The following is a 24,492-nucleotide window of genomic DNA, read 5'->3' as shown; positions in this document are numbered from 1 at the left end:
CGGGGGCGGGAGGCGGAGGATGGAACGGCCGGACCGAGACGAGCCCCGCCTGCCCGAAAGCCTGACTCGACACCTCCAGGGGCCGAAGGGCGCCATCTGGCCGACGCCGGAGGATCGCCACCGTTATCGCACCGGCGCTCACCGTCCGCGCATCCCGACGAAGGTGTTCAAGGGCGTCTGGCTCTGGGCGGCGGCCTACAACCTGATCGGCGCGGCGATCCTGGCCCTGCTCTGGGCCAGCATGGGCCGATAAGGCACCGGCCGCAGAAAGGCCCGCCGGGACAGTTGACCCGTCCGGCCTTTCCCCCTATCTGACGGCATCCCGACGGCAACACCCGGGCACCTCTCCCGTCCGCTCATGTGAACGGGAGATTGAGCCGCCAAGATGGCTCATTGGGGGATAGTTTAACGGTAGAACGGTGGACTCTGACTCCTCTAGTCCTGGTTCGAATCCAGGTCCCCCAGCCACCTCTTTTCTGACAATCTGACGTCGACATAGCCTCAACCGCAGTCATCCTGCGGCCGGGGCTTTCGTCGTGTCTGGCTTCAGGCCGCCGGCAATTGGCTGGCGATGGCCGTGATAATGCGCGGGTCGGCTGGGTCGACCGTATGCGGGAAGGCCGCAAGCAGCGTGCCGTCGCGGGCGACGAGATACTTGTGGAAGTTCCAGCCCGGTGATGAGCCCGGTTTCTCGGTCGCGGCCCACCGGTAGAAGGGGTGGGCCGCCGGGCCTTTCACATGCACCTTCGAAACGACCGGGAAGGTGACGCCGTGGTTCTTGCGGGCGGCCTCCGCGATGGCGACGCCATCGAGCGGTTCCTGGTTGCCGAAATCCGGCGAGGGCACCGCGATCACCATCAGACCCCGCGAGCCGAACCGGGCCCAGAGGCTCTGGAGCCCCACGAACTGCCCGGCATAGCCGCAGGCCGTGGCGGTGTTGACCACGAGGATCGGCTTGTCGGCGAAGTCCGACAGGGCGAGCACGCCGCCCTCCGGTTTCTCGAAGGAGAACGCGCCGGCGCGGGTCTCGCCGGCCTGGGCGTGGCCGAGACCGCCCGCCATGGCGGCGCCGACCAGCAGAAGCGCCTGACGGCGCGGGACCGTTCCGATGGATGACGACGGCATGGCAGGACTCCCGGTGGTTTGGGGCACAATGCGCAAGTCCGCGGATGTAGGCGATCCGTCGTCACAGGCCAGAACCCGCGACCGGTCGTCACCGGGCCTTAGCCGCCGCGAGCGAGCCGGCGACCAAATAATGCAGGATCGCATCGGCCTGCGCCGTGATCGCCGGGCCGGCTGAGGATGGGCTGCCGGCATCGAACGGCGGCTGCGGCGCGTATTCGGCCACGAGCTGGGAGGTCCGCGCGTAATCCTCGCCCCGAAGCCGGGCCGAGAGGGCCAGCGCGAAATCGAGCCCCGCCGAGATGCCCGCCGCCGTCACGCGGTTGCGGTCGAACACCACCCGCTCGGCCACGGGGATCGCGCCCAGCAGCGGCAGCACGGCGTCGCGCACGCTCCAATGGCTCGTGGCGCGGTAGCCCGTCAGCAGCCCCGCCGCGCCCAGGATCAGCGAACCGGTACAGACGCTCGTCACCCATGTCGCGCGGGAGGCGCGGTCGCGCAGGAAGGCGAGGGTCGCCGCGTCGCGCATCTGCGCGGGCGTCCCGTCGCCGCCGGGCACGAACAGGACGTCGAGATCCCTCGGGCAGCCGTCGAAATCGGTATCGGCCACGACGGCGAGGCCGGTGTCGCTCGTCACCGGCCCCTTTGCCGGCGCGACCAGGGACAGGCTGCCCGGCGCGAGACCGGCCAGCAACTCCTGCGGCCCGACGAGGTCGAGGGCCGTCATTCCGGGGTAGAGCAGCATCGCGATCCGGATGGGCTTCGTCTCGGCCCGTGCGGATCGCGGTGCGAGGAGGCTTGCGGCCAGAGCCGCCGCGCCGATCTCGCGCCGGCTGGGGAACCGATCCATGGCAACCTCTACGCCGCAGCCCGGCCCTCCGCCGTCTGCCGGTCGAGGAGGAGGATGGTGGCTTTGAGCAGGGAGTCCAGGGCGTCACAATCGCCCGAAGTGCAGGTCGAGGCGCCGTCCCGCGCGGACGTCTCGATGGGTTTCAGGCGCCCGACGAGGCTAAGCGCACCGATATTGGCGCTCATGGATTTCAGGCTGTGCGCGGCCCTGGCGATGGCAGGCTGGTCCGCCGCAGCGACGGCCTCCCGCAGGGCCGACAGCGCGGCGGGGGCCTGCTCGCGGTAGAGATCCACCACGCGGCCGAGGAAGGCCCCGTCTCCGAGGCTGAGAAGCGCCTCGATCACCTCGGCATCGAGGAGCCCTTTCGGTGCGGCCTGAGGCACGGGCGCTTCGAGGATTGCAGCGGGCGCTTCGCCGGTCACATGCTGCTGGAGCAGGTTCGCGAGCTGCGCCAGGGTGAAAGGCTTGGGCAGGATCCCGTCCATGTCGGCCGCCTGCGCCGCGTCGGCGGCATCGGCCAGCACATGGGCCGTCAGGGCGATGATCGGCGTGCGCCGGAGGCCGGCTTTCGCCTCGTGGGCGCGGATGGTCCGGGAGGCGGTGAAGCCGTCCATCACCGGCATGCTGCCGTCCATCAGGACGATGTCGAACACGCTCGCCGCAGCGGCCTCGACCGCAGCGCGCCCATCCTCGACGGTCACAACATCGGTGACGCCGCATCGGGACAGGGCTTCCACCGCGACCTCGCGGTTGACCGCGCTGTCGTCCGCGACCAGCACGCGGGCGCCGGGGAAGCGCGGCAGGGCCGTCGCGGCCGGCTTGCCGGCGACGATGCGGGCCGCCTCCACCGCCTCGATGGGCCAGCGCGCGAAGAAGGTCGAGCCCACGCCCATCTCGCTCTCGACGCCGACGCTGCCGCCCATCGTTTCCACGATGCGCTGGGCGATGGAGAGCCCGAGCCCGGTGCCGCCGAAGCGGCGGGTGGTCGATTGGTCGGCCTGCGAGAAGGCCGAGAAGATCGCGCCGAGCTTGTCCTGCGGGATGCCGATGCCGGTATCGGTGACGGAGAGGACGAGGAAGCCGTCGGCTGGGTCGATCGCCATGCGGAACGACACCTGCCCCTTCGCCGTGAATTTCAGGGCGTTGGAGACGAAGTTGCTCGCCACCTGCCCGATGCGGACGGGATCGCCGAGGAAGGCGGCCGGCACGTCGGGCGCGATCTCCGATGTCAGCCCGATGCCGGCCGCCCGGGCGCGCTCGGCGAACAGGGTGACGACCGTGTCCGCCACTTCGGTGGAGCTCACGGGGACGCTTTCGAGTTCGAGCTTTCCGGCCTCGACCTTCGCGAAGTCGAGGATGTCGTTGAGGATCGCCAGCAGCGACTTGCCGGAGCGGGCGATGACGTCGGCGTAGCGGCGCTGGCGCGGAGGCAAGTCGGACCCGGCGAGCAACTCGGCCATCACCAGCACGCCGTTCATAGGGGTGCGGATCTCGTGGCTCATCGTCGCCAGGAAGGTGGATTTGGTCGCGTTGGCCGCTTCGGCCGCCTGCTTGGCCTCGCTCAGGTCGACGGTGCGGGCTTCCACTTCCCGTTCGAGATGCGCGCTGTGGGCGGCGAGGCGATCATCGCGCTCGTTCACGGCCGAGAGGAGATCGTTGAAGGTCCGCGCCAACCGGCTGACCTCGTCGTCGCCCGTCACCGGTGCACGCCGGGTGTAGTCGTTGCGCAGGCGCACGGCGTCCATGGTGCCGGCCAGAAGAGCCAGGGGGCGCATGACGCTGCGCTGCAATTGCAGGGACACGCCGATGCCGATCGCGATGGCGAGCAAGGCCGCAAGACCTGCGTTTCTCGCGGTCTCCCATACCCGCGCCGTGACGAATTCGGTCTCGCGGATGAGCAGCACCCGGCCGATCTCGACGCCGTTCTCCCGGATCGGCGCTTCGCCCCGCAGGGTGCTCGTGCCGAGGATGCCCCACATCGACGCGTCCTGGCCGTCCAGGGCGACATCCCTGTTCAGGCGCAGGCTCAGGCCCTGCTCCCCGAGGATCGTGCCGTCCCGCCCGATGACCGCGCCGTAACTGATGAACGGCATCTTGCCGATGGCGCGCAGGGTGGCGTTCAGGGAATCCTGATCGCCGCTGGCGGCGGCCTGCGCGCTCCCGTAGGCGAAGACCTGCGCGATGGTGTCGAGGTGCTCGCGCTGCTCGGCCGTGGAGCGGTCGATCTCACGCCAGACGGACAGGGAGGCGGCCAGGATCAGGGCCGCCGTGACGGCGCCCGTGACGACCAGGGCGATCCGGCCCGCGATGGAGCGGCCCGGCCTCAACCATGCGTGTTGCACGCTGCGCTCCCGTTCGTCGGTATCAGGCGGCCTCGGTCCAGGTCTGCTCGATGTCGCCCCAGCCGGCGAGGAAGGCCGCGACGCATTGCGGATCGAAATGCAATCCGGCCTGATCGGCGATGAAGGCCCGCGCGCGCTCCAGCGGCCAGGCCTTCTTGTACGGACGGTCGGAGACCAGGGCGTCGAACACATCCGCCACCGCCACGATGCGGCCGGAGAGCGGGATCGCCTCGCCTTCGAGCCCCTGTGGGTAGCCCGTGCCGTCCCAGCGCTCGTGGTGGCTCGCGGCGATCTCGGCGGCCAGCCGCACGAGATCGGAATTGCTGCCCTCCAGGATCCGGCGCCCGCGCTCGGCATGTTTCTGCATCTCGGCGCGCTCGTCGCCGGAGAGCGGACCATCCTTCAACAGGATCGAATCCGGCACGCCGATCTTGCCGACATCGTGCATGGTGGAGGCGAGCTTCAGCATCCGCAGCGTGGCCGGATCGAAGCCGAGGTTTCCGGCGATAATGCCGACATAGGAGGCGACACGGGCGACGTGGTCGCCCGTGTCGGTGTCGCGATGCTCGGCGGCCCGCATGAGGAGGGCGATGATCTCGCGCTCGCGGTCCTCGATCACCGCGACCGCCGCCGTCACCTCGCGCGCGAGCCAGGCGGCACGGTCCTGCTCCTGGCGATGGGCGGCGCTGATCTTCATCAGGTTGGTGATGCGCGCCTGGATCTCCACCGGATCGCAGGGCTTGCCGAGGAAGTCGGTCGCGCCCGCGCGCAGGGCCTGATGGCGCAGGCTGCGCTGGTCCATGCTCGTCACCATGACGATGGGCACATGCGCGAAGCCCGGCACCGCCCGCGCGGCGGCGATGACGTCGAGGCCGGTCAAACCCGGCATGTCGTAATCCGTGACGACGACCCCGATCCGCTCGACATTCTCCTGCAGGAAGGCAAGCCCGGCCTTCGGACAGGTGAAGGAGACCGGCTCGCACTCGGCCACGGGCTTCAGCGCCTGCACCATCAGCAGGTTGTTCATCTCGGAATCGTCGATGATGAGCGCCAGCGTCATTGCGAGATCACCACGTCGATCCGCTGCGAGCGCCGGGCCACGAGACGGGCATCATCGAGGCCGCACGAAATTCGAGACGCAGGAGCGAAGGTCGGCGCGAGGCCAAGGAGGCGGGAAGCCGTCCGGTGGATCACGGCCGGGGGGAGAGGCGACGCGTCATCTTCGGCCCCCACCATTCTACGCGCGTCCCCGCTCGACCCTTTCCGAAAACAGTCGCACGAATGTGTGGGGGGCGGGTTAATAGCAGCTCTGAGGACCCCGTACCGTGTAGTCCCGTGAAGGTGTTTGGTTGATGAAGTTTCGTCGAAATGAAAGCGAGAGAGAGCTGATCAAGCAAGCGTCCTTCGCAAGGCCGCTCGACCGAAGTGTGACGATTTGACAGGCCATCAAACAACGTCAGGATGCGTCGATCCGAGCGGCCACTTCATTCCGCCGGAGGAATGGGATCGAGAAGGGCGGATCGTAGCCCATGAAGAACGCCGCGCCTTCCAACCTATAATTGGATCTGGTCAGGACGTCGGTCAGGATGCGTTCCTGCCTGTCCCGAGCCTCCGGTGAGAGGCTGCCGCTGAAGCGCAGGGCCGCGATCCGCTCCGGGGGCACCTTCACCAAGCGGACGCCCTTCTCCGTCGGCTCCGGCGCGCCGGCCTCGGCGACCGCGCGCGGCAGGAAGAAGCGCATCGTGCCTCCTTGTCCCTGCTCCACCGGCACCGTCATCGCGATCCGCTGCCCGCCGGCCTCGACCGGCGCGGTCATGGCGATGAGGCCGCCCGCGCGGTTGGCGCCGGTGATGTAGCGGAACAGCCGGCCGAAGGCCTCGCCGTCGCCCTGGCCGCGCGAATCCGTCTCGACGGCGAGCCGCCCTTCGTAGGCGCGGATCTCGACGCCCCGGTCCAGGCGCTCGACCACGGCATAGCGCGGCTGCTCGTAGAGCGTGCGTATCCCGAAGACGCCCAACACCGATTCGAGCAGCGTGATGAGGTAATACAGGATCTTGTCCATAGCCCCGCCCCGCCGAAGTCCGGCCGGAATGTAGGGCCGCCATCCGCGCCGTCCCGCCCGTTAGGCGGGGCGCGGATTGGAGACCGGGGGGATCCGTTCCGCCAGCGGGGCTTCGAGCGTGAAGACCACACCGCTCCGCGCATAGTTGATCGCGGTTGCGCCGCCGACCTCGGCGGCCAGAGCGCGCTCGACCAGACGCAAGCCGAAGCCCTTGCGCGTGGGCGCCACGACCTCCGGCCCGCCGGACTCTTCCCAGCGCAGGCTGAGCTGCGCGGGCCTGTCGCCCTCGACCTCCCAGCTCAGCGTCACACGGCCCCGGTCGGTGGAGAGCGCGCCGTACTTCACCGCGTTGGTGGCGAGTTCGTGCAGCGCCATGGAGAGGGCGAGCGTCAGGCGCGGGGTGAGCCACACCTCCGGTCCCTCGATGTGGAATCGCTTCTCCGCCCCGCCGCGGAACGCTTGCAACGCGGCCTCGACCACATCGGCGAGGGGCGCCCCGACCCAGCTGACGCGGGTGAGCACGTCGTGGGCGAGGGACAGCGAATGCAAGCGGGCGTCCAGGGTCCGGTGCGCATCCTCCAGCGAGGCCGCGTTGCGAAGGGTCTGGTGGGCGATCGACTGCATCGTCGCCATCGAGTTCTTCACGCGGTGGTTCAACTCGTCGGCCAGCAGCGCGCGATGCTCCTCGGTGCGCTTGCGTTCGGTCACATCGATGCTGACGCCCGCCATGGTCAGGGGCCTGCCGTCGCGGGAGTAGAAGGTCTGTCCGCGAATCTGGAGCCAGCGCACGTCACCCCGTGGCCATCGTACCCGATACTCGATGTCGTAATCGGCGCCTGTCTCGATGCAGGCGCGGACCGCCGCCTGCATCCGCGGCAGATCCTCAGGCAGGATGGCTTCGAGCAATTGCTCGTAGGTGAAGGGGTCTTCGAGCGGGCGGCCGAAATTCTCCTTGCACCCGTCCGAGGCCAGCAGGCTCATATCGGCGAGGTCGAGGGTCCAGGAGCCGAGGCGGCCCGCCTTCAGGATGAAGCGCAGGCGCTCCTCGCTCCGCTTGAGGTCGCTGGTGCGATGCGCCACCTCCCGTTCGAGGGCATCGCGGTCGCGCTGGATGCGCGCGAGCGTGTCGCGCTCCAGCGTCACGTCGAACTGCGAGGCGAAAAAATAGGTGAGCTCGCCAGTCCGGCCGAAGACCGGCGAGATGAGCAGGCGGTTCCAGAAGACCTCGCCGCCCTTCTTGTGGTTCAGGAGGTCGATCTCGATCGGCACCCGCTGCTCGATCGCCGCCCGGATCCTGGCGACGTCGGCCCGGTCCGTCTCAGGACCCTGGAGGAACCGGCAGTTGCGGCCGACGATCTCCTCCCGGCTGTAGCCGGTGAGCCTGGAGAAGGCGGCGTTGACGAAGACGATCGGGTTGTCGGGCCGATGCGGGTCGGTGATCACCATCGGCATCCGCGTCGCGCGGACGGCCGATACGAACGGGTCGGAACTCGCATCGATGCGATGGATCTCCGCTTCGATGCGGCTTTCATCGTGGTGATCGGTCAAGACTCCGCCGCCCTTCACGCGACCGTCCGACGCGCCCTTCGTGCCGCCGGTTCAACGCGGCCTTATCGCGGATCGGGAGGGCTTTGGGCAACCGTCTCGGGGGTGAATCGCGGTGCTCGCGGCGGCTAAACAGCAGTCGATCCCGGACGAGGCTACTCCTGCGGCAAGATTATAACTACTTGATTTGGCTGAAATTGGACTTGTCCGCAGAGGTTGTCCCGCGGGAATATTGAGATATCGAGGCGACGACACGTGCCGGCTCGCGTGCTTCGATGCCCGTCACGATGCCGGCTGCGCGCAATTGTCTCTGCTCCGGGATCCAAAGATCGTCCGGCGCGACGCGCATCACCTCGGCCACGAAGGCGTCCGGCAATCCCGCCGCGCGATAGGCCTCCCGCTCCGGTGCGGGGTCGACGGCGCGCTCGACGCCATCGTCCCCCACCTCGTAGGGCGCGTGGAAGCCGAGTCGCCCCTCCGGGCCGAGGATGCGCTCACGCCCCTGAAGGAACACCAGGGTGCAGGCCGAGGCGCAGGCATCCGGGACGTAAGTCGCGAGATGCCGCGACTTCACGAGCCGCCCGACGGCGACCGCTTCCTCCACGAGGCCGCCGTCGCTGTCGAGCGTCAGCCGCTCCACCTGGGGATGGGCTGCCAGCAGGGTGGCGACGCGTTCGGCTAGGCCCTCGGTGAAATCACCCGTGAGGCGCAAGTCCCGGTCGCCCGAGGCGAGGTCGAGGCGGGCCGGACTGTCGCTCTCATCCGGCATGGCCGGCTGCGCACCGACACCCCGCCCGTCGATGTGATGCGGGACGACGAGCGCCAGCGCGAGGGCGAGCGCCGCCGCCCATGCCGGGCGGAGCCGGCCGGAACTGAGTGAGGTCATGGCGATGGGGATCCCTCAGCGGGCCTACTGAAGGTAGGAGACGAACATTTCCGAGACGGCGCGGGAGGCATAGGCCTCGGGGCTCTCGCCCCAGCGCACCGGGAACGCCTCGGCGACACGGCGGCCGGCGAGAATCTGCATCACCTCGTCGGGCATCAGCCCGTCTTCGAAGGCGCTGGCCAGCGCGGCGCGTTCGTAGCGCGGATGGGTGCGGACGGAGTCGCTCAGAAGCGCGGCGGGGTCGAGCCGCACACTGGCGGGATTGACCGTGTGATGGGCGAAATCATGGGGCTGCATGGTGCTCTGCCTCGTGTCGATGCTGTCTCGAAAAGCGGCTCTCCTCTTGCGAATGCGAGCAGCGACAACATGAGGTCTTGGCCATCGTCATTACAATGCCGGTCATCGTCCGCTCCTTCGGTATCGGGGTTTGTCTGACCCCAAGACTATAGAAGCGGCCGGCTAGAATGTGCTGCCAAAGGCAGGGCGCGATGGGGCGAAGTTCGTTCGCGGGATGCGCGAAACGGAGCAGAAGTCTCGAGCCGGCTGCGTTCAGCCGCGCGCGCTGCCGCTGAGGGGATTGTCTGGGTCCCAGCCGTAGTGGAGCGTCTCGAACCGCATGGAGCGGGCATCGACCATGAGGAGGCGCCCGACCAGCGGCTCGCCGAAATCGGCCACCGCGCGGATGACCTCCATCGCCATCAGCGAGCCCATCACGCCGGCGAGCGCCCCGAGGACTCCGGCCTCGGCGCAGGGCGGCACGGTGCCGGGCGGCGGGGGGCTCGGGAACAGGCAGCGATAGGTCGGGTTCGGCCGCCCGTCGGACCCGTTTTCATGAGCGCGGATGGTGGTGAGCGTGCCGTCGAACCGGCCGAGCGCCGCCGTCACCAGGGGGCGGCGGGCGTGGAAGCAGGCGTCCGAGACGCAGTAGCGTGTGGCGAAATTGTCCGACCCGTCCGCCACGACATCGTAGCGGGCAATTAGGTCGGCGGCGTTCGCGGCGTCCAGCCGGAGCGCGTGGCCCTCGACGGCGACATGCGGATTCAGGCGGCGGACGGCATCCTCCGCGCTCTCGATCTTCGGGCGGCCGAGATCAGGCGTGCCGTGGATCACCTGCCGCTGCAGGTTCGACAGCGAGACGGTGTCGTCGTCGGCGATGCCGATCGTGCCGATGCCCGCCGCTGCCAGATACTGGATGAGGGGCGCGCCAAGGCCCCCGGCCCCGACCACGAGAACCCGTGCGGCCTTCAGCTTCGCCTGGCCCGGCCCGCCGACTTCGGCGAGGACGAGATGGCGCGCGTACCGTTCGATCTCGTCGCTGTCGAAAGCCATGGGCTCGAAATGTTAGCGCGCCGCCCGTGGACGGCGCGTCGATGTCGGGATCAGCGCGGCGCGAGGATCATGATCATCTGGCGGCCTTCGAGCATCGGCTCGCTCTCCACCTTGGCGATCTCCGCCGTCTCGCTCTTCACACGCTCGAGCAGCTTCAAGCCGAGGTCCTGGTGCGCCATCTCGCGACCGCGGAAGCGCAGGGTCACCTTGACCTTGTCGCCCTCCTCGAAGAAGCGCTGCACCGACTTCATCTTGGTGTCGTAGTCGTGCTTGTCGATGCCGGGGCGGAGCTTGATCTCCTTCACCTCGACCGTCTTCTGGCGCTTGCGCGCCTCGTTCTGCTTCTTCTGCTCATTGAAGCGGAAGCGCCCGTAATCGAGCAGCTTGCAGACCGGGGGGACGGAGTTCGGCGCGATCTCCACCAGATCGAGGCCCGCCTCTTCCGCGAGCGCCAGCGCATCGAAGAAGGGCACGACGCCACGGTTTTGCCCGGTATCGTCGATCAACTGCACGTCTCGCACCCCGCGAATGTCGCGGTTGGCGCGCGGCCCATCCTTCTGCGGGGCCGGCATGGCTCTCATCGGTCTACGAATGGCTGTGGTCTCCTGCTTCAACGACAAACGGCGGCCAAGCCGGATCCCTCCCGAGATCCCCTGACCGCCAGCCGTTCCGGTCTTTCCCGGAGTCGACACCTTGACGCAAGCGCGCCACGTGTCAACGGGGTTGCGTGACGAATAGGCTCACCGGTCCAGTGCGCCAAACGCCGAACGGTTCCGGCCTTTCAGCTGATGTGTGCGGCCGAGCACCGAGTCGCAAGGCCGGTTCAGCCGGTGCGGCCAAGCAGTTCCGCGTAGACCGCGAGCGTATCGCCGACCATCCGCTCCAGCGAGAAATTTGCCTCGACATGCGCACGGCAGCGGCGGGCGAGGGCATCGCGGGCGCTCGCACCGAGGGATAACGCTTCCGTGAGGGCGGCGGCGAGGGCGGCCGAATCGCCGGCCGGCACCCGCCAGCCGGTGCGCTGGCCGGCGGCGACGTCCGGCGGGGCGAGGACCGTTTCCGGCACCGCCCCGAGATCCGACACGACGACGGGGGTGCCGAGGGCCTGCGCCTCAACCGCCGAGCGGCCGAAGGCTTCCGGTTCGATGGAGGGCACCGCCACCACCGACGCGGCGCGAAAGGCCGCCGGCATGTCGGTGCAATGGCCGACCCGGCGGACGATGCCGTCGAGACCACGCGCCGCGACCAGGGCGTCGATCTCGCGCTCGTAGCTCGTGCGGCCCTGCGGATCGCCGGCCAGAACGATGGCGAGATCGGGGACGCCCTGCTGCCGCATGAGCGCGGCGGCCTCGATCAGGCAGCGGTGGCCCTTCCAGGCCGTGAGCCGCGCGGCCAGCAGCACGACGCGGTGATGCGGCTCGACGCCCCAGGCCCGCCGAAGGGCTTCCACGCGGCCCGGCCCCACGGAATGCGGGTTGAAGGCGCCGAGATCGGTGCCGCGATAGATCACCCGCAGGCGGTTGCCCGCCTCGGTGGGATGCCATTGCTCGATGAGGCCCGCCGTGTAGCGCGAATTGGCGATCACCACGTCGCCTCGCGCCATCACGGAATTGTAGAGCACCTTCACCCCGGTCCGGCCCGAGTAGCTGCCGTGATAGGTGGTCACGAAGGGCAGGCCGAGGCGCCGCGCCGCGCCGAGCGCCACCCAGGCCGGGGCGCGGGAGCGGGCATGGATGAGATGGACGCCCTCGCGCTTGCACAGGGCGGCGAGCTTCATCGTGTTGAGGGCCATCTTGAGGGGGTTCTTGGTGGCGGCCGGGAAACGCAGCCAATGGCCGCCCTTGGCCTGCAACTCACCGACGAGGCGACCCCCCTCCGTCGCCACCAGCGCCCGCCCGCCCGCCGCCGCGAGGGCTGCGGCGACGTCGACCGTGGTGCGCTCGGCGCCGCCCGCATCGAGCTCGGGAATGATCTGCAGGACGGTCGCCCCGGCGAGGCGCCCTTCGGCCGCAGGAAAGCTCGGGACCGCCCTCGCCTCCTCGACCATCACAGGCCCTCCCGTGAGAAGCCGCCCGAAGCCGGCTGTTCGTTGCCACGTATCCACGTAAAGACCTGTCCCCATCGATGCAGCATGGCGGTCGCGCTTTACGGTCCGGTAAACGGTCTCTGAAGCGACGCCGTTCATTTCTAATGAATTCGAGGAGAGATCGCGGAATGGCAGAATCCACATCCACGATGACGGTCGAAGGCTACGGGCCGGCGCGGGACATCGCCGTCAGGGTCCGCGACGGCGCCGGCCCGCCGGTCGTCTGGCTCGGAGGCTTCCGCTCGGACATGAGCGCGACCAAGGCGAGCGCCCTTGATGCCTGGGCCGAACGAGCCGGACGGCGCTTCGTGCGCTTCGACTATGCCGGGCACGGTATCTCGGGCGGCACGTTCGAGGATTACGTGATGTCGTCGTGGGTCGCCGATGCGCAGGCGGTGATCGCGGCCCATGCCGCTGACGCGCCCATTCTCGTGGGATCGTCCATGGGCGGGTGGGTCGCCTGCCTCGTCGCGAGGGAGCGTGCCCGGCAGGGCAAGCGGATGTCCGGCCTCGTGCTCATCGCCCCGGCCCTCGACTTCACCGAGGAGCTGATCTGGGCGAGCCTCGACGATGCGCAAAAGCAAGCGATGCGGACGAAGGGCCGGATCGGCGTGCCGAGCGAGTACGATCCGCGCCCGACCGTCTTCACCATGGCGCTGATCGAGGACGGGCGGACCAACCTCATGCTGAACGGCCCGGTGGAGCCCGGCTGCCCGGTTCACATCCTCCAGGGAGGACGCGACCCGGACGTGCCCGCGTCCCACGCTTTCCGCCTGCTGGAACGCCTGCCGGCGGAAGATACGGTGCTGACGCTGATCGCCGATGGCGACCACCGCCTGTCCCGGCCGCAGGATATCGCGCGGCTGGTGTCGGCGGTGGCCGGGATCGCCTGAGCCTAGTGCAGGCTGACCGGGTGCAGATCCTGCGCCAGGGCGTTGGCCAGCACCGCGTCACGCGAGTCGGCGAGCATGATCGGCGCGCCGCTCGCGGAGAGCAGGGCGAACAGGTCGAGCCCGGGGGTCAGGGCCGGCGCCTGCGGGAAGAGGCGGCGCACCTCCTCGGACCGGATCGGGCGCACATAGGCGATGTGCCCTTCGCCGAGCACGGCGAGGTCGGCCGGCTGGAAGGCCGAAGGATCGAGATCGGCGTCGGTCAAGGGTGCTGCGTTCAGTTCGGACATGGAGGCCCTCCTTCGAGGCAGAGCGTCGGTCCCGGCCCCAGAAGGCGACCGGGGGTACAATCCCGATGTGGGGATCGTGTCCCGGCTGATCAATCTCTCGCCGCGCGAACCTAGTCCCGCGCGAGGATGTCGATCCGCCGCACGACCCGCTCCGGCTCCGGCCGCACCAGATCGATCGAGAGCAGCCCGTTCGAGAGGTCGGCGCCCATCACCTCCATGCCGTCGGCGAGGAGAAAGACGCGCTGGAACTGGCGGGCGGCGATGCCGCGATGCAGAAAATGCCGCTCCCGATCGTCCACCTGCCGGCCGCGCACGATGAGCTGGCTCTCCTCCAGCATCACGTCGAGCTGGTCGCGGACGAAGCCGGCGACCGCCAGGGTGATGCGCAGGCGCTCGGGCTCCTGCTCGGTGCGGGGGAGGCGTTCGATGTTGTAGGGCGGGTAGCCGTCGTTGGCGGCCTTCGACACCCGGTCGAGGGCCTGTTCGATCTCATCGAAGCCGAGCAGGAAAGGGTGCCCGAAGGGCGACGGTCGGGTCATCGCGGGACTGTTCCCTCAGTGCGAAGCCTCAGACCTGCGGGCGCCCTGCCGACAGGCCGATGAGCGCCTCGGCGCCACGGAGCCCGCGCATGGCAGCACTCCGCCCGGCGGATCCGCCGGGACAGGCGAGATATGGCCGAGGGGTTCCGGAGCATCAAGGGAGCGCGGCGGCTTCGAATGGCGCGAAGGGTTCGGCGTAGAAATCGGACGCAAAGGCCGGGCGCCGTTCAGAAATTCGCGGGCGGCGGACCCGGATTGCCAGATTTTCCCGCTAACAGTTTGGAACCGCTCTGATTTTTGCTCCGGCTCTTGATGCCGGGTGCTGTTCCCGATACCTCGCTTCCGCAACGCGAGGCCGTTTCGGCCGCTTCTTTCCAGGAGGTTCGATTGCCTTCGTCGATCCCGCCTGCCGGCAAACCGATGCGGCGCGTGGCCGAAGCTTGCCGCGATGAGGCCGAGATCCTGGCCCTGTCCGTCGCCCGTTTCGTGGCGGCCGGCTACATGACGGGCGACATCGCTTGCTGGGACGCCGCGTTCAACGGCGCCGAGGAATTGCTCGGCTCCCACGAGGGCGGGCGCTTCGTCGCCGGCATGGTCGGAATCGTGCGCGCGCTGCGGGTGGAGCGCGACGGCGATTGGTCCTTCATGCCGGCGAGCTGCTGCCGCCTCACCGGCCACGAATGCGCCCTCGTCGCGCTGATCGGCCGGGGCCGCCGGGGGGCGTGGGACGAAGTGGCGCAGGAAGCCGCCGCCCTTGCCGGGCGCGAGGCGCCGCGGCTCACCGCCGCCGTCCGCGCCGCCGCCGGCACCATCGATGCGGCGGCGATACGGCTCGCGCCGCCGACTTGCACCCGGCCGAAGATCCTCCATTGAGGCGGCCGGACATGACGAAAGGGACGACCTTGCCTGACCGGACTTTCTTTAACGGCCACGCCCGTTTGGTGCTGGCCTCCGGCCTCCTCGCTGCCGCCCTCGCGGTGCCCGCGATGGCCCAGGAGGCGGGCGAGAAGCCCGCGCCGGTCAAGCTTCAATTGAACAAGACCGAAACGGCCGGCGATGCGTGCCGGATCACCATGGTGGTCGACAACAGCAAGGGCAGCGCCCTCAAGACCTTCAAGGTCGATCTCTTCGCCTTCGATACGGAAGGCGTCGCCCAGAAGCGCGTGGCCGTGGAACTCGGCCCGATCGCTTCGCATAAGACGACGGTCAAGATCTTCGATTTCCCCGGCATCGCCTGCGCGAAGGTCGGGCGAATCCTGCTGAACGACGTGCTTGCCTGCGACGGTGGCGAGGGCGCGCGCGAGGGCTGCCTCGAGCGCACGGAAGTCGAGAGCAAGGCGGGAATCTCGTTCGACCGCTGACGCGGCCGGACCGGCACGACGACAGGCGCGCTCGGGCGGTATCCGCCCGGGCGCCACCGGCTTTGACGGTGCGCGCATCGCGGGCCGCTGCGCCGCCCCGAACCACAGACGTTTGAGGAACCCGACATGGATCCGACCCAGGCCGCCCCGATCGACGCCCACGATTTCTCGTTCCTCGGCCTGTTCCTTCAGGCCGACCCGATCGTGAAGGGCGTGATGATCCTGCTGGTCATCGCCTCCATCGCCTGCTGGACGGTGGTGTTCGAGAAGATCGTGCGGCTGGCGGCGGCGCGGCGCCAGGTGAAGGCGTTCGAGGCCACGGTTCGCGCCGGCGGCAGCCTCGATAGCGGCCTGAAGGGCATCGCCGGCAATGTCGCCAACGCGGCCATCGAGGCATGGCGCGATCAGGACGCGAGCGAGACCCGCGCCGAGCGCCGCGAGCGCATAGAGCGAGCGATGCGCGGGGCGCTGGGCATCGAGATGAAGCGCCTGCGCACCGGCCTGTCGCTTCTGGCGACCTCCGGGTCGACGGCGCCGTTCGTGGGCCTGTTCGGCACCGTCTGGGGCATCATGAACTCGTTCTCGTCCATCGCCCGCAGCCAGGACACGTCGCTGGCCGTCGTGGCCCCGGGCATCGCGGAGGCGTTGTTCGCCACCGCCATCGGCCTCGTCGTCGCGATCCCGGCGGTGATGGCCTACAATAAGCTCACCGCCGACGTGGGCGGAATCCAGAGCGCCTTCGGCTCCAGCATCTCGATCCTCGGCAACCGCCTCGCCCGTGACCGGGCGGGCCAGCACCGCGCCGCCGCCGAATAGGCTGGGCCGTGCGACGCAGGACGGGAGCGAAGGAGAGAATCCCATGGCGATGGTGACGAGCCGGGCGAGCGACGGCGCGGACGAGGACGGCCTCGACGAGGCGCCGATGGCGGACATCAACGTCACGCCGATGGTCGACGTGATGCTGGTGCTGCTGATCATCTTCATGGTCGCGGCACCGCTGATGACGACCGGCGTGCCGGTGCAACTGCCCAAGACCACGGCGTCGAAGGTGGCGCAGGCGAAGAAGCCGCTGGAGATCACCGTCGACAAGGACGGCAACCCGTCCATCGCGAAGGAGGTCTTCACGATGGAGAGCATCGTGCCGCGCCTGCGCGAGATGGCCGCCGACAACAAGGACCAGGTGATGCTGGTCCGCGGCGACCGCGACGTGCCCTACGGCAAGGTCATGGAAGTGATGGGCCTCGTTGGGCAGGCGGGATTCTCCAAGGTCTCGCTCATCGCCCAGTCGCCGGGCGCCGCCCCCGCCGCGCCCGCATCCGCCCCCGCCGCTCGCTGAGCCGATGACCGCGCTGACCTCGACGTATCTGCCCCCGCGCCGCCCGTCCGGGCTCGTCGCGGCCTTCCTCGTGGCCCTGGGGCTGCACGCCCTCGCCCTGGTGGCGGTGATGTTCTTGCGGCTGACGCCCCCGGCGCCCCCCGGCGAGCAGCAGGTCACGGTCGACCTCGCTCCGTTGATGACCGAGGCGCCGACCCAGGCCCCCGCCGAGCAGCAGGCCGTCCAGGAAACGCCGCCCGAAGCCAAGCCGGTCGAACAGCCGGTCGAGGAGGCGACGCAGCCTCCCCCGCCCCCGGAGATGACCGAGATCGCCCCCGAGGAGGCGCCTCCCGTCGCCGCGACGGAGGTCGCGCCGGTCCAGCCGCAGGATCAGGTCGTCACCTCGACCGCCGAGCAGGCCGAGCCCCTGGCCGCCCCGCCGGAGCAGGTCGCCAAGCCGGTCGAGGAGAAGCCCGTCGAGCCCGAGAAGCCGAAGGTCGACCTCGCCAAGTTGAAGGCCGAGAAGGAGGCCCGCCTGCGCAAGATCCGCGAGGAGAAGCGCAAGGAGGAGGAACGCCAGGAGCGCCTGGAAGAGATCCGCGAGGCCAAGGAAGCGAAGCTGAAGGCCGCCCGCGAGGCCAAGGCGCGGGAAGTGAAGGCTCGCCAGGGCGCGGAGCGCGCCTCCGCCTCGGCATCGCGGCAGAACGAGGCGGGCCGGGCGGCGGCGGGCAGCGATCCCAGCGCGCTCCGGCAGTGGACGGGCGCCATCAGCGCCGCGATCCATGGTCGCATGAATCCCGGCGCCGCCGTCGGAACGTCGGGCGGAACGGCCGTGGTCCGCTTCACGGTGATGCGCTCGGGCTCCGTCACCGGCGCTGGCCTCGCCCGGTCGAGCGGGGTCGGGCAGATCGACAGCGCGGCCCTCGCCGCGGTGCGCGGCGGGCTCCCGGCGGCGCCGGCCGGCGTCACGCAGCCGAGCCTATCCGTGACGATCCCGCTGAATTACCGGGTGCGTTGAGCAGTCTTCGGGGCTGGCGGATTCGCCAGACCCGGTTCCGGCATGCTAAAGGCCTTAACATTCTGGCTTGAACGGGCCGCCACCCGGCGGTTCGATCCGGCCGGGACATCCGGCCCTTCCTCTGCCCTCCTCGAACCGGCCGGACCCGCCCCGACCTCCGCGTCTTCGCCGATGCGGCCGGCAGCGCCGGCGCGGGACGAAAGGGAAACAATGAGCGACGACATCGAAACCGACCTCGACGAGGCGGAAGAGGTCCGCGCCGCGGAGACCGAAGCTCGTCTGAAGGCCGAGAACAAGGCGGAGCGGGCCGAGCGGGCCGAACGCATGGCGCGCGAGGGCGCCCAAGCGATGGCCGAGCATCTGGCCGCCCAGGTCGCTGTGGACGAGCGCACGAAGCGCCTGCGCTCCCTGCGTCTCGCCAAGGAGGCGTCCGACGCCCAGGCTGCCGCCACCGCCAAGCAGGAGGCCGACGAGGCCAAGGCGGCCAAGGATCGCGCCCGCAAGTCGGCCGCGCGCAAGACCGCCAAGAAGGATTGAGCCCCGCCATGGTGGACACCCGCGACCGCCGCCGTCCCACGGATGCCCGCGCGAACGCCGAGGCGGCGTTCCGCAAGGCGACCACCAAGCCGGTTGCGCCCGCGCCCGTGGCGGCTCCCGCTGCGGCGCCGGGCGTGCGCGAGAGTGTGACCCTGCGCCTCGACAGCGCCGTGCTGGCGCATTTCCAGAAGGACGGCCCCGGCTGGCAGGACCGCATCAACGCGGCCCTCAAGGACCTCGTCGCGCGCCAGGGCTGAGGGCGAGGCGGCGCCTACCGCGCCCCCGCCACCCGCAGGCCCGCCGGTGACGGGGCGTTCGCCGGCTCTCCCACCACGATCCCCCGTTCGAGGGTCGCGACCGCCAACGTCGCGCCGCGACCCCGCAGGGCGTGCGAGCCGAGCGAGCGGGCCCGGATCCCGGCCGGCAGGTGCCCGAGGCGATCCAGCAGATCCTGTGAGATCAGGATACCGACCCCGAGCGGACGGCAGAGCGCCTCGATGCGCGAGGTGACGTTCACGGCATCGCCGAAATACGCGATCTTGTGCCGGTCGACCCCGACTTCCGCCGTCACCACCGAACCGCCATGCAGCGCGGCGCGGAGGCGCGGCACCGTGCCGAACCGGGCCATCCACGCCTCGGCATCGGCCTCGATCCGGTCGAGCACGGCGAAGAGGCAGGCGACGCATTTGGCATCCGCCAAGCCACGGTCCATCGGCCACGTGATCATGGCGAGGTCGCCGATGTAATCGTCCACGGAGCCGCTGTGGCGCCGCACCGGCTCGGCCAGCGCGGCGAAGACGGCGCCGAGATATTCCTGCGCCCGCAGGTCGCCATGGGCCTCGGCGAAGGCGGTGGAGCCGACCACGTCGAGGAACAGGAAGATACGTTCTTCCTCCACCGGCCGGTGGTATCGGCCGATCATGAAGTTCACGAACACCTCGCCGCCGATCAGGTCGCGCATGCGGATCACGAAGACCAGCAACGCCGAGACGCCGAGCGAATAGGCCAGCACGCGCGGCGTCAGCCGTGTCGCCGTGGAGAGGTTGTCCTCCGTGAGGCCCAGCGCCCACACGACCGCGCCGCCGAGGGCGCAGCCGGCCGCGATCATCAGCACGTAGGCCGCCTCGGCGGCCGGAACGTAGGCCCAGGCGGGCCAGCGGCGGATCTTGGCCTGCAACCCGGCGAGGATCAGCCCCCGGTCGAAGGCGAGCACGGCCACGCCCATGCACAGGCCGTAGGTGAGGCCGGCGAGCGGCGAGGCCCCCGCCGCGAAGATGAAATTGTAGAGCAGCCCGGCCGCGCCGGCCGCAAGCACGATGAGCACCCAGAACAGGCGATGAGGCGGCAGCATCAACGCACCTCGCGATTCGCGTCGAGCGCAGGGGACACGGGCACGAGCCTAGCCTAAAGTCTACGAACGCGCGTGGCGTCGGGGTCTTGCTCACCCGGCCATGATGGCGCGAGTAAGGCGTACGGCGAGCCGCCAGCTGAGCGGTAGGACCGGGGAGGCGGCGGTATGCACGCGAGGGGCTTCGGGGCGGCGCGCGTGGCGGTGCCGGTCATCGGCCAGGGCACGTGGCGGATCGACAGCGGCGAGCGGGCCGAGGCCGTTCGCGCTCTGCGGGCCGGGATCGATGCCGGCATGACCCATATCGACACCGCCGAGATGTACGGAGAGGCGGAAACCCTCGTCGGCGAGGCCATTGCCGATTGCCGGGAGGAGATTTTCCTCGTCTCCAAGGTGGTGCCGAGCAACGCCACGCGGCGCGGCGTGGTGCGGGCCTGCGAGGCCTCCCTGCGCCGCCTGCGCACCGACCGGCTCGAATGCTACCTGCTTCACTGGCCGGGCAGCCACCCCCTCGCGGAGACGGTGGCGGGGTTCGAGGATCTGCGCCGGGACGGCAAGATCCTGTCCTGGGGCGTGAGCAATTTCGATGTCGACGACCTCGAACGCCTGCTCGCCATCGCGGGGCCGGACCGCATCGCCTGCAACCAGGTCTATTATTGCCCGACCGAGCGCGCGATCGAGCATGCGGTGCTGCCCTGGTGCACGGCGCATGGGGTGGCGCTGGTGGGCTATTCGCCCTTCGGCAGCGGAGATTTCCCGGAGCCGGCGAGCCCCGGCGGGCGTGTCCTCCAGGGCATCGCCGAGGCGCACGGCACGTCGCCCTATGCGATCGTGCTCGCCTTCCTGCTGCGCCTGCCGAACGTCTTCACCATCCCGAAGACGATACGGGCCGAGCGCGCGGTGGAGAACGCGGCGGCGGCCGAGATCCGTCTCAACGCGGCCGAGATCGCCCTGATCGAGAGCCATTTCCCGCGCGGGCCGCGCCCGCGCATCCTGCCGATGCTGTAGCGGGCGGCTACTCGCCAATCCCGAACAGTTTCTCCAGGAAGTTCGGCTCGGCTCGCTGCTCGCGCCTGCGGCGGACGGGGGCCTCGGCCTGCGGCGCCGGGGTGAGCCCATCGATGATCTGGTTCAGCACCTCGCCGGGGCCTCCGGTGGCGACCGATGCGGTCGTCTCCGGCGCCCGGCGCCAGCGATTCAGGTTGGGCAGCGGGACCGGGTTCTGGCCCTTGAGGGCCTGGGTCATGTAGCTCTTCCAAACCTCCGCCGGCAGGCCGCCGCCGGTCACCTTCTTGGTGAGTTCGCCGTCGTCGTTGCCGAGCCAGACGCCGGTGACGAGGCTTCCCGAGAAGCCGATGAACCACGCATCCTTGTAATCCTGGGTGGTGCCGGTCTTGCCCGCGAGCTCCCAGCCGGGGATGTCGGCCTTCTTGGCGGTGCCGCTCACGAAGGTCTCGTGCATCATCGCGTTCATCATGCCGTCGGCGTCGGGGCTGATGACCCTTCCGAGCCCGCTGTCGGCGCGCTTGTAGAGGAACTTCCCGTCCGACCCCTTCACCGAGGCCACGACGTAGGGGATCACCCCCGTGCCCCCATTGGCGAAGGCGCCGTAGGCTCCGACCATCTCGAGCAGCGTCACCTCGGAGGTGCCGAGCGCGATGGAGCCGTTGGCCTGCAGCGGCGAGGTGATGCCGAGCTTCTGGGCGGTCTGCACGACGGCCTTCGGGCCGACCTCCTGCCCGAGGCGCACCGCCACGGTGTTGAGCGAATGGGCCAGCGCGTTGCGTAGGGTCACGGGACCTTCGTAGCGGTGGGAATAGTTCTCCGGCGCCCAGGTGCCGATCTTGATCGGCGCATCGTCGCGCACCGTGTCGGGGGTCAGGCCCCGCTCGACGGCGGCGAGGTAGACGAAGGGCTTGAACGACGAGCCGGGCTGGCGCTTCGCGGTGGTCGCGCGGTTGAACTGGCTCTGCGCGTAGTCGCGTCCGCCGATCAGCGCGCGGATCGCGCCGTCCGGGCGCATCGAGACCAGGGCGCCCTGGCCGACATTGAAGCGCGCGCCCTGCTTGTTCAGCTCATCGACCAGCGCCCGCTCGGCCGTCGCCTGAAGCGAGGTATCGACGGTGGTCTGGACGGTGATGTCCTGCTCGAACTTGCCGACGTAATCGTCGAGCACGTCCATCACGAGGTCGGCGACGTAGTTGGCCGAGCCGCCGCCCCGGATGCTCGCCGGCCGGGCCGGCTGGGCGAGAGCGACCTTCACGTCCTGCGCCTGCGCGAAGCCCAGCTCCTGCATCGCCGCCAGCACCTGCGCCGCGCGGGCCTGGGCCGCCGGCAGGTTGCGGTTCGGCGCCAGCCGCGAGGGCGCCTGCACGAGGCCGCCGAGCATCGCGGCCTGCGCGAGGCTCACGTCCTTGGCGGGCTTGCCGAAATAGCGCTGCGCCGCAGCTTCTACGCCGTAGGCGCCCGCGCCGAAATAGACCCGGTTGAGGTAGAGTTCGAGGATCTCGTCCTTCGTGTACTTGTGCTCCAGCCACAGGGCGAGGATCGCCTCCTGGATCTTGCGCGAGGCCGAGCGCTCCGGCGTCAGGAACAGGTTCTTGGCGAGCTGTTGCGTCAGCGTCGAGCCGCCCTGGGCGACGCCGCGCCGGGTCAGGTTCTGGCCGATGGCGCGCAGGATGCCGACCGGATCGACGCCGAAATGCTGGTAGAACCGCCTGTCCTCGATGGCGACGAAGGCGCGCGGCAGGTAGGGCGGCAATTCCTTGATCGAGACCACCCGGCCGCCGGTCTCGCCCCGGTTGGCCAGGAGCGAGCCGTCGCTCGCCAGGATCGCGATGTTCGGCGGCCGCTTCGGCACGGCGAGCTGGTCGATCGGCGGCAATTGCGAGGCGTGATAGGCGATGAGCCCGGCCAAGCCGATGACGCACCACAGGCCGAGCACCACGCCGCCATAGACGATGCGGCCGAGCCAGGAGCGCCGCCTCTTGGCGCCGCGGCCACGGCCGGACGAGCCCCTGCCCCCGGAGGATCCGCGGGACGGGGAGGAACGCTTCGCCGTCTGCCTGCTCACGCGTCCGTCGCTCCTTGCCTCGGCGCCGCCGGCCCGGTCCTCTCGCGAGAGGCGCAGGTCGAGGTCGCCGCGCTGGCCGATGCGCCCTTCCGGCACATCGAAATTCGGCTCGGCCCTGCCACGCTTCTGCGCCATCGACACCCGTCACGAAGCTGTTCGCCCGCGCGCGAGGCCGCGCAACCAGACGTTGAAATGACGTCTCGGCGGCCCTGCGGACGCGTTCTGAGACGCTGTAAATGCGGCGGTTTAAGGGGCCGTTAAGATACACGGCACCACACCTTAGCCAGAACACCTCGCCAGGACGCGAGGGTGGCCCCAAAGCACTATTTCCGCCTTTCGCCCCTGGTTTCGGCGGGGGTCCATCCGTAAGGTGCCGGCCGATTCTGGGGGAGAATACGATCGTGCGGGTAGCCATTCTCGTCGCGGCGGCCGGGTTCGGCTTCGGGAGCGTTTCGGCAAGGGCCGAGATCCGGCTCGATACGGTCAATACCGTCGCCTGTGCCGAGGAAGGTGGCATCTGCCGGATGCCCTATCCCACGAACGTGTATTTCGGCGTGCCGGGCAAGACTCACGGCCGCCCCTTCCCGCAGGGCGGCGCGATCCCCTGCAACGTCCAGAGCTTCGGGGATCCGGCGCCCAACCAGCGCAAGGCTTGCTGGTACGCACCGCGCATCACCGGCAATGACGGTGGCGGATACCGCGACCGCTCGCGTCGCGATGACGGGGATGGATATCGCCCGCGCGGCGATGATCGCTACCGCGACGATGATCGTGCCCGCCGCGACGTGGACCGCGACTACGACCGTCCGCGCCGGGACGATTACGACCGTCCCCGCCGCGATTACGACGATGACCGGTCGGAGCGCCGCCGCTACCGCAGCGTTCCTGACGACGAATAGGCCGGCACGCCGATTGTGGGTTGAGAGGGACACGGCATGTCCGAGGACCGGCGCGGCGCCTATCGCCGCAATGCCTTCACCTTCGGGGCCGTCGAGACCGAAGAGGGGGAGGTCGGCTGTCTCGTCTGGGACGTGAACGAGACCGGCGCCCTGATCGAGATCGAGCAAGCCGTGGACTTGCCGAAGCGGTTCCGGCTGCGCCTTGCGCCGGAGGCCGCGATGCGCGAGGCGAGCCTCGCATGGCAGCGGGGCAAGCGCGCGGGGATCGCCTTTCCGCCCTGAAGCGCCTCACTCCTTGCGCCGGCCCGTCCGTCGGTCCCGGGTCATGCGCGTCGGGGCATGGAAATCGTCGGGCTTGGTGCGGACCCAGGCCACGAACCGGGCCAGTTCGGGGTCGGCTCGCAGGGCCTCCACGTCGGCGAGGCGCCGGGCGATCTCGGCCTCGCTGTAGCGGGCGTGGATCGCCGAGTGGCAGACCTGATGCAGCCGCACCGTGCCGCGATGGGTGCCGCCCTTCAGCTTGGGCGTCAGATGGTGCAGGCTCGATTTCGCGCCTCGTGGAATCGGGCGCTCGCAGAGCGGGCAAATGACCGGCGGCGCGGCCTGAGGGCCATGAGTCGCCGGATCGTCATCGCGCCACAGGCGCTCGCGTCTGCCCAAGCCAAGCCTCCACCTCTATCGGGCCGTCTTCGTCATTGCGAGCAAAGCGAAGCAATCCAGGGATCCGCCATACCCAGGCATGTCTCGCCGCGCTGGATTGTTTCGCTTCGTCCGAAATGACCGATGTGTGGCGAGTTTCTACCGGTTGTTGCTGCGTCACGTTTCCCGGCATTGACAACTTCCGGCAAACAACAGAGGCTTCGTCCGTTCCGAGGGGGGCCCGACGCGGGCTGAGATTGGGCGTAATGCCCTGACCCTTGAACCTGATCCGGTTCGTACCGGCGGAGGGACGGGAACCTGCGGCTTTCTTCGGGAGCCGTGTCTTTCGCCCATCGTCGTC

28 protein-coding genes, 1 tRNA gene and 1 riboswitch are annotated in these 24,492 nt (G+C 69.5%); of the genes, 13 read left to right on the top strand and 16 right to left on the bottom strand.

Features of this window, described 5'->3' with window-relative positions:
- Positions 1–19: 19 nt before the first annotated feature.
- Both ACS5Q7_RS18660 and ACS5Q7_RS18655 read left to right on the top strand, forming a co-directional pair.
- Positions 20–253, top strand: coding sequence for a hypothetical protein (locus ACS5Q7_RS18660; RefSeq protein ID WP_478340757.1), 234 nt, complete (start codon positions 20–22; stop codon positions 251–253).
- 141 nt (positions 254–394) lie between these two features.
- Positions 395–468 (top strand) — tRNA-Gln (locus tag ACS5Q7_RS18655).
- A gap of 78 nt (positions 469–546) precedes the next feature.
- Here the strand turns inward: ACS5Q7_RS18655 and ACS5Q7_RS18650 are convergent.
- From ACS5Q7_RS18650 to ACS5Q7_RS18600, 11 genes are all read right to left on the bottom strand, one after another.
- Complete coding sequence (locus tag ACS5Q7_RS18650; RefSeq protein ID WP_478340756.1) at positions 547–1,125, bottom strand: glutathione peroxidase; 579 nt, start codon at positions 1,123–1,125, stop codon at positions 547–549.
- Between the two features lie 88 nt (positions 1,126–1,213).
- Entirely contained in the window at positions 1,214–1,972 is a 759-nt protein-coding gene (locus ACS5Q7_RS18645) for a DJ-1/PfpI family protein (RefSeq protein WP_478340755.1), read from the bottom strand.
- Between the two features lie 8 nt (positions 1,973–1,980).
- Positions 1,981–4,314 carry an ATP-binding protein gene (locus ACS5Q7_RS18640; RefSeq protein WP_478340754.1) on the bottom strand — a complete coding sequence of 778 codons (2,334 nt, stop codon included), beginning with the start codon at positions 4,312–4,314 and terminating at the stop codon, positions 1,981–1,983.
- A gap of 22 nt (positions 4,315–4,336) precedes the next feature.
- Complete coding sequence (locus ACS5Q7_RS18635; protein WP_478340753.1) at positions 4,337–5,374, bottom strand: HD-GYP domain-containing protein; 1,038 nt, start codon at positions 5,372–5,374, stop codon at positions 4,337–4,339.
- Positions 5,375–5,770: 396 nt separating this feature from the next.
- A complete protein-coding gene (locus ACS5Q7_RS18630; protein WP_478340752.1) occupies positions 5,771–6,376 on the bottom strand; it encodes an SOUL family heme-binding protein in 606 nt (201 codons plus the stop codon).
- Between the two features lie 60 nt (positions 6,377–6,436).
- On the bottom strand, positions 6,437–7,924 hold the full coding sequence (locus ACS5Q7_RS18625) for an HWE histidine kinase domain-containing protein (protein WP_478340751.1): 1,488 nt from the start codon (positions 7,922–7,924) through the stop codon (positions 6,437–6,439).
- A gap of 175 nt (positions 7,925–8,099) precedes the next feature.
- The gene (locus ACS5Q7_RS18620) at positions 8,100–8,807 is read right to left on the bottom strand and encodes a COG3904 family protein (RefSeq protein ID WP_478340750.1); all 708 of its coding nucleotides are present in this window, start codon (positions 8,805–8,807) and stop codon (positions 8,100–8,102) included.
- 24 nt (positions 8,808–8,831) lie between these two features.
- Positions 8,832–9,104 carry a hypothetical protein gene (locus ACS5Q7_RS18615; protein ID WP_478340749.1) on the bottom strand — a complete coding sequence of 91 codons (273 nt, stop codon included), beginning with the start codon at positions 9,102–9,104 and terminating at the stop codon, positions 8,832–8,834.
- 252 nt (positions 9,105–9,356) lie between these two features.
- Positions 9,357–10,136, bottom strand: coding sequence for a HesA/MoeB/ThiF family protein (locus ACS5Q7_RS18610; protein WP_478340748.1), 780 nt, complete (start codon positions 10,134–10,136; stop codon positions 9,357–9,359).
- 50 nt (positions 10,137–10,186) lie between these two features.
- Positions 10,187–10,708 carry a translation initiation factor IF-3 gene (gene infC / locus ACS5Q7_RS18605; RefSeq protein ID WP_243951815.1) on the bottom strand — a complete coding sequence of 174 codons (522 nt, stop codon included), beginning with the start codon at positions 10,706–10,708 and terminating at the stop codon, positions 10,187–10,189.
- Between the two features lie 251 nt (positions 10,709–10,959).
- Complete coding sequence (locus tag ACS5Q7_RS18600) at positions 10,960–12,183, bottom strand: glycosyltransferase family 4 protein (protein WP_478340747.1); 1,224 nt, start codon at positions 12,181–12,183, stop codon at positions 10,960–10,962.
- 167 nt (positions 12,184–12,350) lie between these two features.
- On the opposite strand from ACS5Q7_RS18600, the gene ACS5Q7_RS18595 reads away from it, so the two are divergent.
- On the top strand, positions 12,351–13,115 hold the full coding sequence (locus tag ACS5Q7_RS18595; RefSeq protein ID WP_478340746.1) for an alpha/beta fold hydrolase: 765 nt from the start codon (positions 12,351–12,353) through the stop codon (positions 13,113–13,115).
- A gap of 2 nt (positions 13,116–13,117) precedes the next feature.
- On the opposite strand, the gene ACS5Q7_RS18590 is transcribed toward ACS5Q7_RS18595, so the two are convergent.
- Together ACS5Q7_RS18590 and ACS5Q7_RS18585 are read right to left on the bottom strand one after the other, a co-directional pair.
- Positions 13,118–13,402 carry a BQ00720 family protein gene (locus ACS5Q7_RS18590; RefSeq protein ID WP_478340745.1) on the bottom strand — a complete coding sequence of 95 codons (285 nt, stop codon included), beginning with the start codon at positions 13,400–13,402 and terminating at the stop codon, positions 13,118–13,120.
- Positions 13,403–13,512: 110 nt separating this feature from the next.
- Positions 13,513–13,941 (bottom strand): Hsp20 family protein, encoded by a 429-nt coding sequence (locus tag ACS5Q7_RS18585; RefSeq protein ID WP_478340744.1) that lies wholly within the window; start codon positions 13,939–13,941, stop codon positions 13,513–13,515.
- Between the two features lie 420 nt (positions 13,942–14,361).
- Here ACS5Q7_RS18585 and ACS5Q7_RS18580 point away from each other — a divergent pair, with 420 nt between their 5' ends.
- The 7 genes from ACS5Q7_RS18580 (at position 14,362) to ACS5Q7_RS18550 (ending at position 18,429) form a co-directional block, all read left to right on the top strand.
- On the top strand, positions 14,362–14,814 hold the full coding sequence (locus ACS5Q7_RS18580; protein ID WP_478340743.1) for a hypothetical protein: 453 nt from the start codon (positions 14,362–14,364) through the stop codon (positions 14,812–14,814).
- 113 nt (positions 14,815–14,927) lie between these two features.
- Positions 14,928–15,302, top strand: coding sequence for a Tat pathway signal protein (locus ACS5Q7_RS18575; RefSeq protein ID WP_478340833.1), 375 nt, complete (start codon positions 14,928–14,930; stop codon positions 15,300–15,302).
- A gap of 126 nt (positions 15,303–15,428) precedes the next feature.
- Positions 15,429–16,118, top strand: a complete 690-nt coding sequence (locus ACS5Q7_RS18570) for a MotA/TolQ/ExbB proton channel family protein (protein WP_478340742.1) — start codon at positions 15,429–15,431, stop codon at positions 16,116–16,118.
- Between the two features lie 43 nt (positions 16,119–16,161).
- Positions 16,162–16,638, top strand: a complete 477-nt coding sequence (locus ACS5Q7_RS18565) for an ExbD/TolR family protein (RefSeq protein ID WP_478340741.1) — start codon at positions 16,162–16,164, stop codon at positions 16,636–16,638.
- 4 nt (positions 16,639–16,642) lie between these two features.
- Positions 16,643–17,635 (top strand): cell envelope integrity protein TolA, encoded by a 993-nt coding sequence (tolA, locus tag ACS5Q7_RS18560; protein ID WP_478340740.1) that lies wholly within the window; start codon positions 16,643–16,645, stop codon positions 17,633–17,635.
- A gap of 210 nt (positions 17,636–17,845) precedes the next feature.
- Positions 17,846–18,172 carry a hypothetical protein gene (locus ACS5Q7_RS18555; protein WP_478340739.1) on the top strand — a complete coding sequence of 109 codons (327 nt, stop codon included), beginning with the start codon at positions 17,846–17,848 and terminating at the stop codon, positions 18,170–18,172.
- Between the two features lie 8 nt (positions 18,173–18,180).
- Positions 18,181–18,429, top strand: coding sequence for a BrnA antitoxin family protein (locus ACS5Q7_RS18550; RefSeq protein WP_478340738.1), 249 nt, complete (start codon positions 18,181–18,183; stop codon positions 18,427–18,429).
- A gap of 14 nt (positions 18,430–18,443) precedes the next feature.
- On the opposite strand, the gene ACS5Q7_RS18545 is transcribed toward ACS5Q7_RS18550, so the two are convergent.
- On the bottom strand, positions 18,444–19,523 hold the full coding sequence (locus ACS5Q7_RS18545; RefSeq protein WP_478340737.1) for an adenylate/guanylate cyclase domain-containing protein: 1,080 nt from the start codon (positions 19,521–19,523) through the stop codon (positions 18,444–18,446).
- A 165-nt stretch (positions 19,524–19,688) separates the two neighbouring features.
- On the opposite strand from ACS5Q7_RS18545, the gene ACS5Q7_RS18540 reads away from it, so the two are divergent.
- Entirely contained in the window at positions 19,689–20,528 is an 840-nt protein-coding gene (locus ACS5Q7_RS18540; RefSeq protein ID WP_478340736.1) for an aldo/keto reductase, read from the top strand.
- Positions 20,529–20,535: 7 nt separating this feature from the next.
- Here the strand turns inward: ACS5Q7_RS18540 and ACS5Q7_RS18535 are convergent, their stop codons facing one another.
- Positions 20,536–22,728, bottom strand: coding sequence for a transglycosylase domain-containing protein (locus tag ACS5Q7_RS18535; protein WP_478340735.1), 2,193 nt, complete (start codon positions 22,726–22,728; stop codon positions 20,536–20,538).
- A 266-nt stretch (positions 22,729–22,994) separates the two neighbouring features.
- On the opposite strand from ACS5Q7_RS18535, the gene ACS5Q7_RS18530 reads away from it, so the two are divergent.
- Positions 22,995–23,492: a hypothetical protein gene (locus tag ACS5Q7_RS18530; protein ID WP_478340734.1), complete on the top strand. Its 498-nt coding sequence runs from the start codon at positions 22,995–22,997 to the stop codon at positions 23,490–23,492.
- 36 nt (positions 23,493–23,528) lie between these two features.
- Positions 23,529–23,774: a pilus assembly protein PilZ gene (locus ACS5Q7_RS18525; protein WP_478340733.1), complete on the top strand. Its 246-nt coding sequence runs from the start codon at positions 23,529–23,531 to the stop codon at positions 23,772–23,774.
- A gap of 6 nt (positions 23,775–23,780) precedes the next feature.
- Here ACS5Q7_RS18525 and ACS5Q7_RS18520 read toward each other — a convergent pair whose 3' ends face one another.
- Positions 23,781–24,152, bottom strand: a complete 372-nt coding sequence (locus ACS5Q7_RS18520) for an HNH endonuclease family protein (protein WP_478340732.1) — start codon at positions 24,150–24,152, stop codon at positions 23,781–23,783.
- A 202-nt stretch (positions 24,153–24,354) separates the two neighbouring features.
- Positions 24,355–24,459, top strand: a riboswitch (TPP riboswitch).
- Positions 24,460–24,492: the final 33 nt, after the last annotated feature.

The sequence above is a fragment of the Methylobacterium sp. Gmos3 genome (assembly GCF_056430985.1).
The sequence above is the reverse complement of the archived record's forward strand: the minus strand, read 5'-3'. Positions and strand labels throughout refer to the sequence as shown.

Excerpts from the sequence above, each read along its gene's own strand:
- ACS5Q7_RS18620 (WP_478340750.1), bottom strand. The coding sequence starts at position 8,807 with ATGACCTCACTCAGTTCCGGCCGGCTCCGCCCGGCATGGGCGGCGGCG.
- ACS5Q7_RS18555 (WP_478340739.1), top strand. The coding sequence starts at position 17,846 with ATGAGCGACGACATCGAAACCGACCTCGACGAGGCGGAAGAGGTCCGC.
- tolA (WP_478340740.1), top strand. The coding sequence starts at position 16,643 with ATGACCGCGCTGACCTCGACGTATCTGCCCCCGCGCCGCCCGTCCGGG.
- ACS5Q7_RS18645 (WP_478340755.1), bottom strand. The coding sequence starts at position 1,972 with ATGGATCGGTTCCCCAGCCGGCGCGAGATCGGCGCGGCGGCTCTGGCC.
- ACS5Q7_RS18570 (WP_478340742.1), top strand. The coding sequence starts at position 15,429 with ATGGATCCGACCCAGGCCGCCCCGATCGACGCCCACGATTTCTCGTTC.
- ACS5Q7_RS18535 (WP_478340735.1), bottom strand. The coding sequence starts at position 22,728 with ATGGCGCAGAAGCGTGGCAGGGCCGAGCCGAATTTCGATGTGCCGGAA.
- ACS5Q7_RS18565 (WP_478340741.1), top strand. The coding sequence starts at position 16,162 with ATGGCGATGGTGACGAGCCGGGCGAGCGACGGCGCGGACGAGGACGGC.
- ACS5Q7_RS18525 (WP_478340733.1), top strand. The coding sequence starts at position 23,529 with ATGTCCGAGGACCGGCGCGGCGCCTATCGCCGCAATGCCTTCACCTTC.
- ACS5Q7_RS18630 (WP_478340752.1), bottom strand. The coding sequence starts at position 6,376 with ATGGACAAGATCCTGTATTACCTCATCACGCTGCTCGAATCGGTGTTG.
- ACS5Q7_RS18545 (WP_478340737.1), bottom strand. The coding sequence starts at position 19,523 with ATGCTGCCGCCTCATCGCCTGTTCTGGGTGCTCATCGTGCTTGCGGCC.
- ACS5Q7_RS18585 (WP_478340744.1), bottom strand. The coding sequence starts at position 13,941 with ATGACCCGACCGTCGCCCTTCGGGCACCCTTTCCTGCTCGGCTTCGAT.
- ACS5Q7_RS18580 (WP_478340743.1), top strand. The coding sequence starts at position 14,362 with ATGCGGCGCGTGGCCGAAGCTTGCCGCGATGAGGCCGAGATCCTGGCC.
- ACS5Q7_RS18600 (WP_478340747.1), bottom strand. The coding sequence starts at position 12,183 with ATGGTCGAGGAGGCGAGGGCGGTCCCGAGCTTTCCTGCGGCCGAAGGG.
- ACS5Q7_RS18660 (WP_478340757.1), top strand. The coding sequence starts at position 20 with ATGGAACGGCCGGACCGAGACGAGCCCCGCCTGCCCGAAAGCCTGACT.
- ACS5Q7_RS18610 (WP_478340748.1), bottom strand. The coding sequence starts at position 10,136 with ATGGCTTTCGACAGCGACGAGATCGAACGGTACGCGCGCCATCTCGTC.
- ACS5Q7_RS18590 (WP_478340745.1), bottom strand. The coding sequence starts at position 13,402 with ATGTCCGAACTGAACGCAGCACCCTTGACCGACGCCGATCTCGATCCT.
- infC (WP_243951815.1), bottom strand. The coding sequence starts at position 10,708 with ATGCCGGCCCCGCAGAAGGATGGGCCGCGCGCCAACCGCGACATTCGC.
- ACS5Q7_RS18595 (WP_478340746.1), top strand. The coding sequence starts at position 12,351 with ATGGCAGAATCCACATCCACGATGACGGTCGAAGGCTACGGGCCGGCG.
- ACS5Q7_RS18650 (WP_478340756.1), bottom strand. The coding sequence starts at position 1,125 with ATGCCGTCGTCATCCATCGGAACGGTCCCGCGCCGTCAGGCGCTTCTG.
- ACS5Q7_RS18635 (WP_478340753.1), bottom strand. The coding sequence starts at position 5,374 with ATGACGCTGGCGCTCATCATCGACGATTCCGAGATGAACAACCTGCTG.
- ACS5Q7_RS18540 (WP_478340736.1), top strand. The coding sequence starts at position 19,689 with ATGCACGCGAGGGGCTTCGGGGCGGCGCGCGTGGCGGTGCCGGTCATC.
- ACS5Q7_RS18550 (WP_478340738.1), top strand. The coding sequence starts at position 18,181 with ATGGTGGACACCCGCGACCGCCGCCGTCCCACGGATGCCCGCGCGAAC.
- ACS5Q7_RS18575 (WP_478340833.1), top strand. The coding sequence starts at position 14,928 with ATGGCCCAGGAGGCGGGCGAGAAGCCCGCGCCGGTCAAGCTTCAATTG.
- ACS5Q7_RS18615 (WP_478340749.1), bottom strand. The coding sequence starts at position 9,104 with ATGCAGCCCCATGATTTCGCCCATCACACGGTCAATCCCGCCAGTGTG.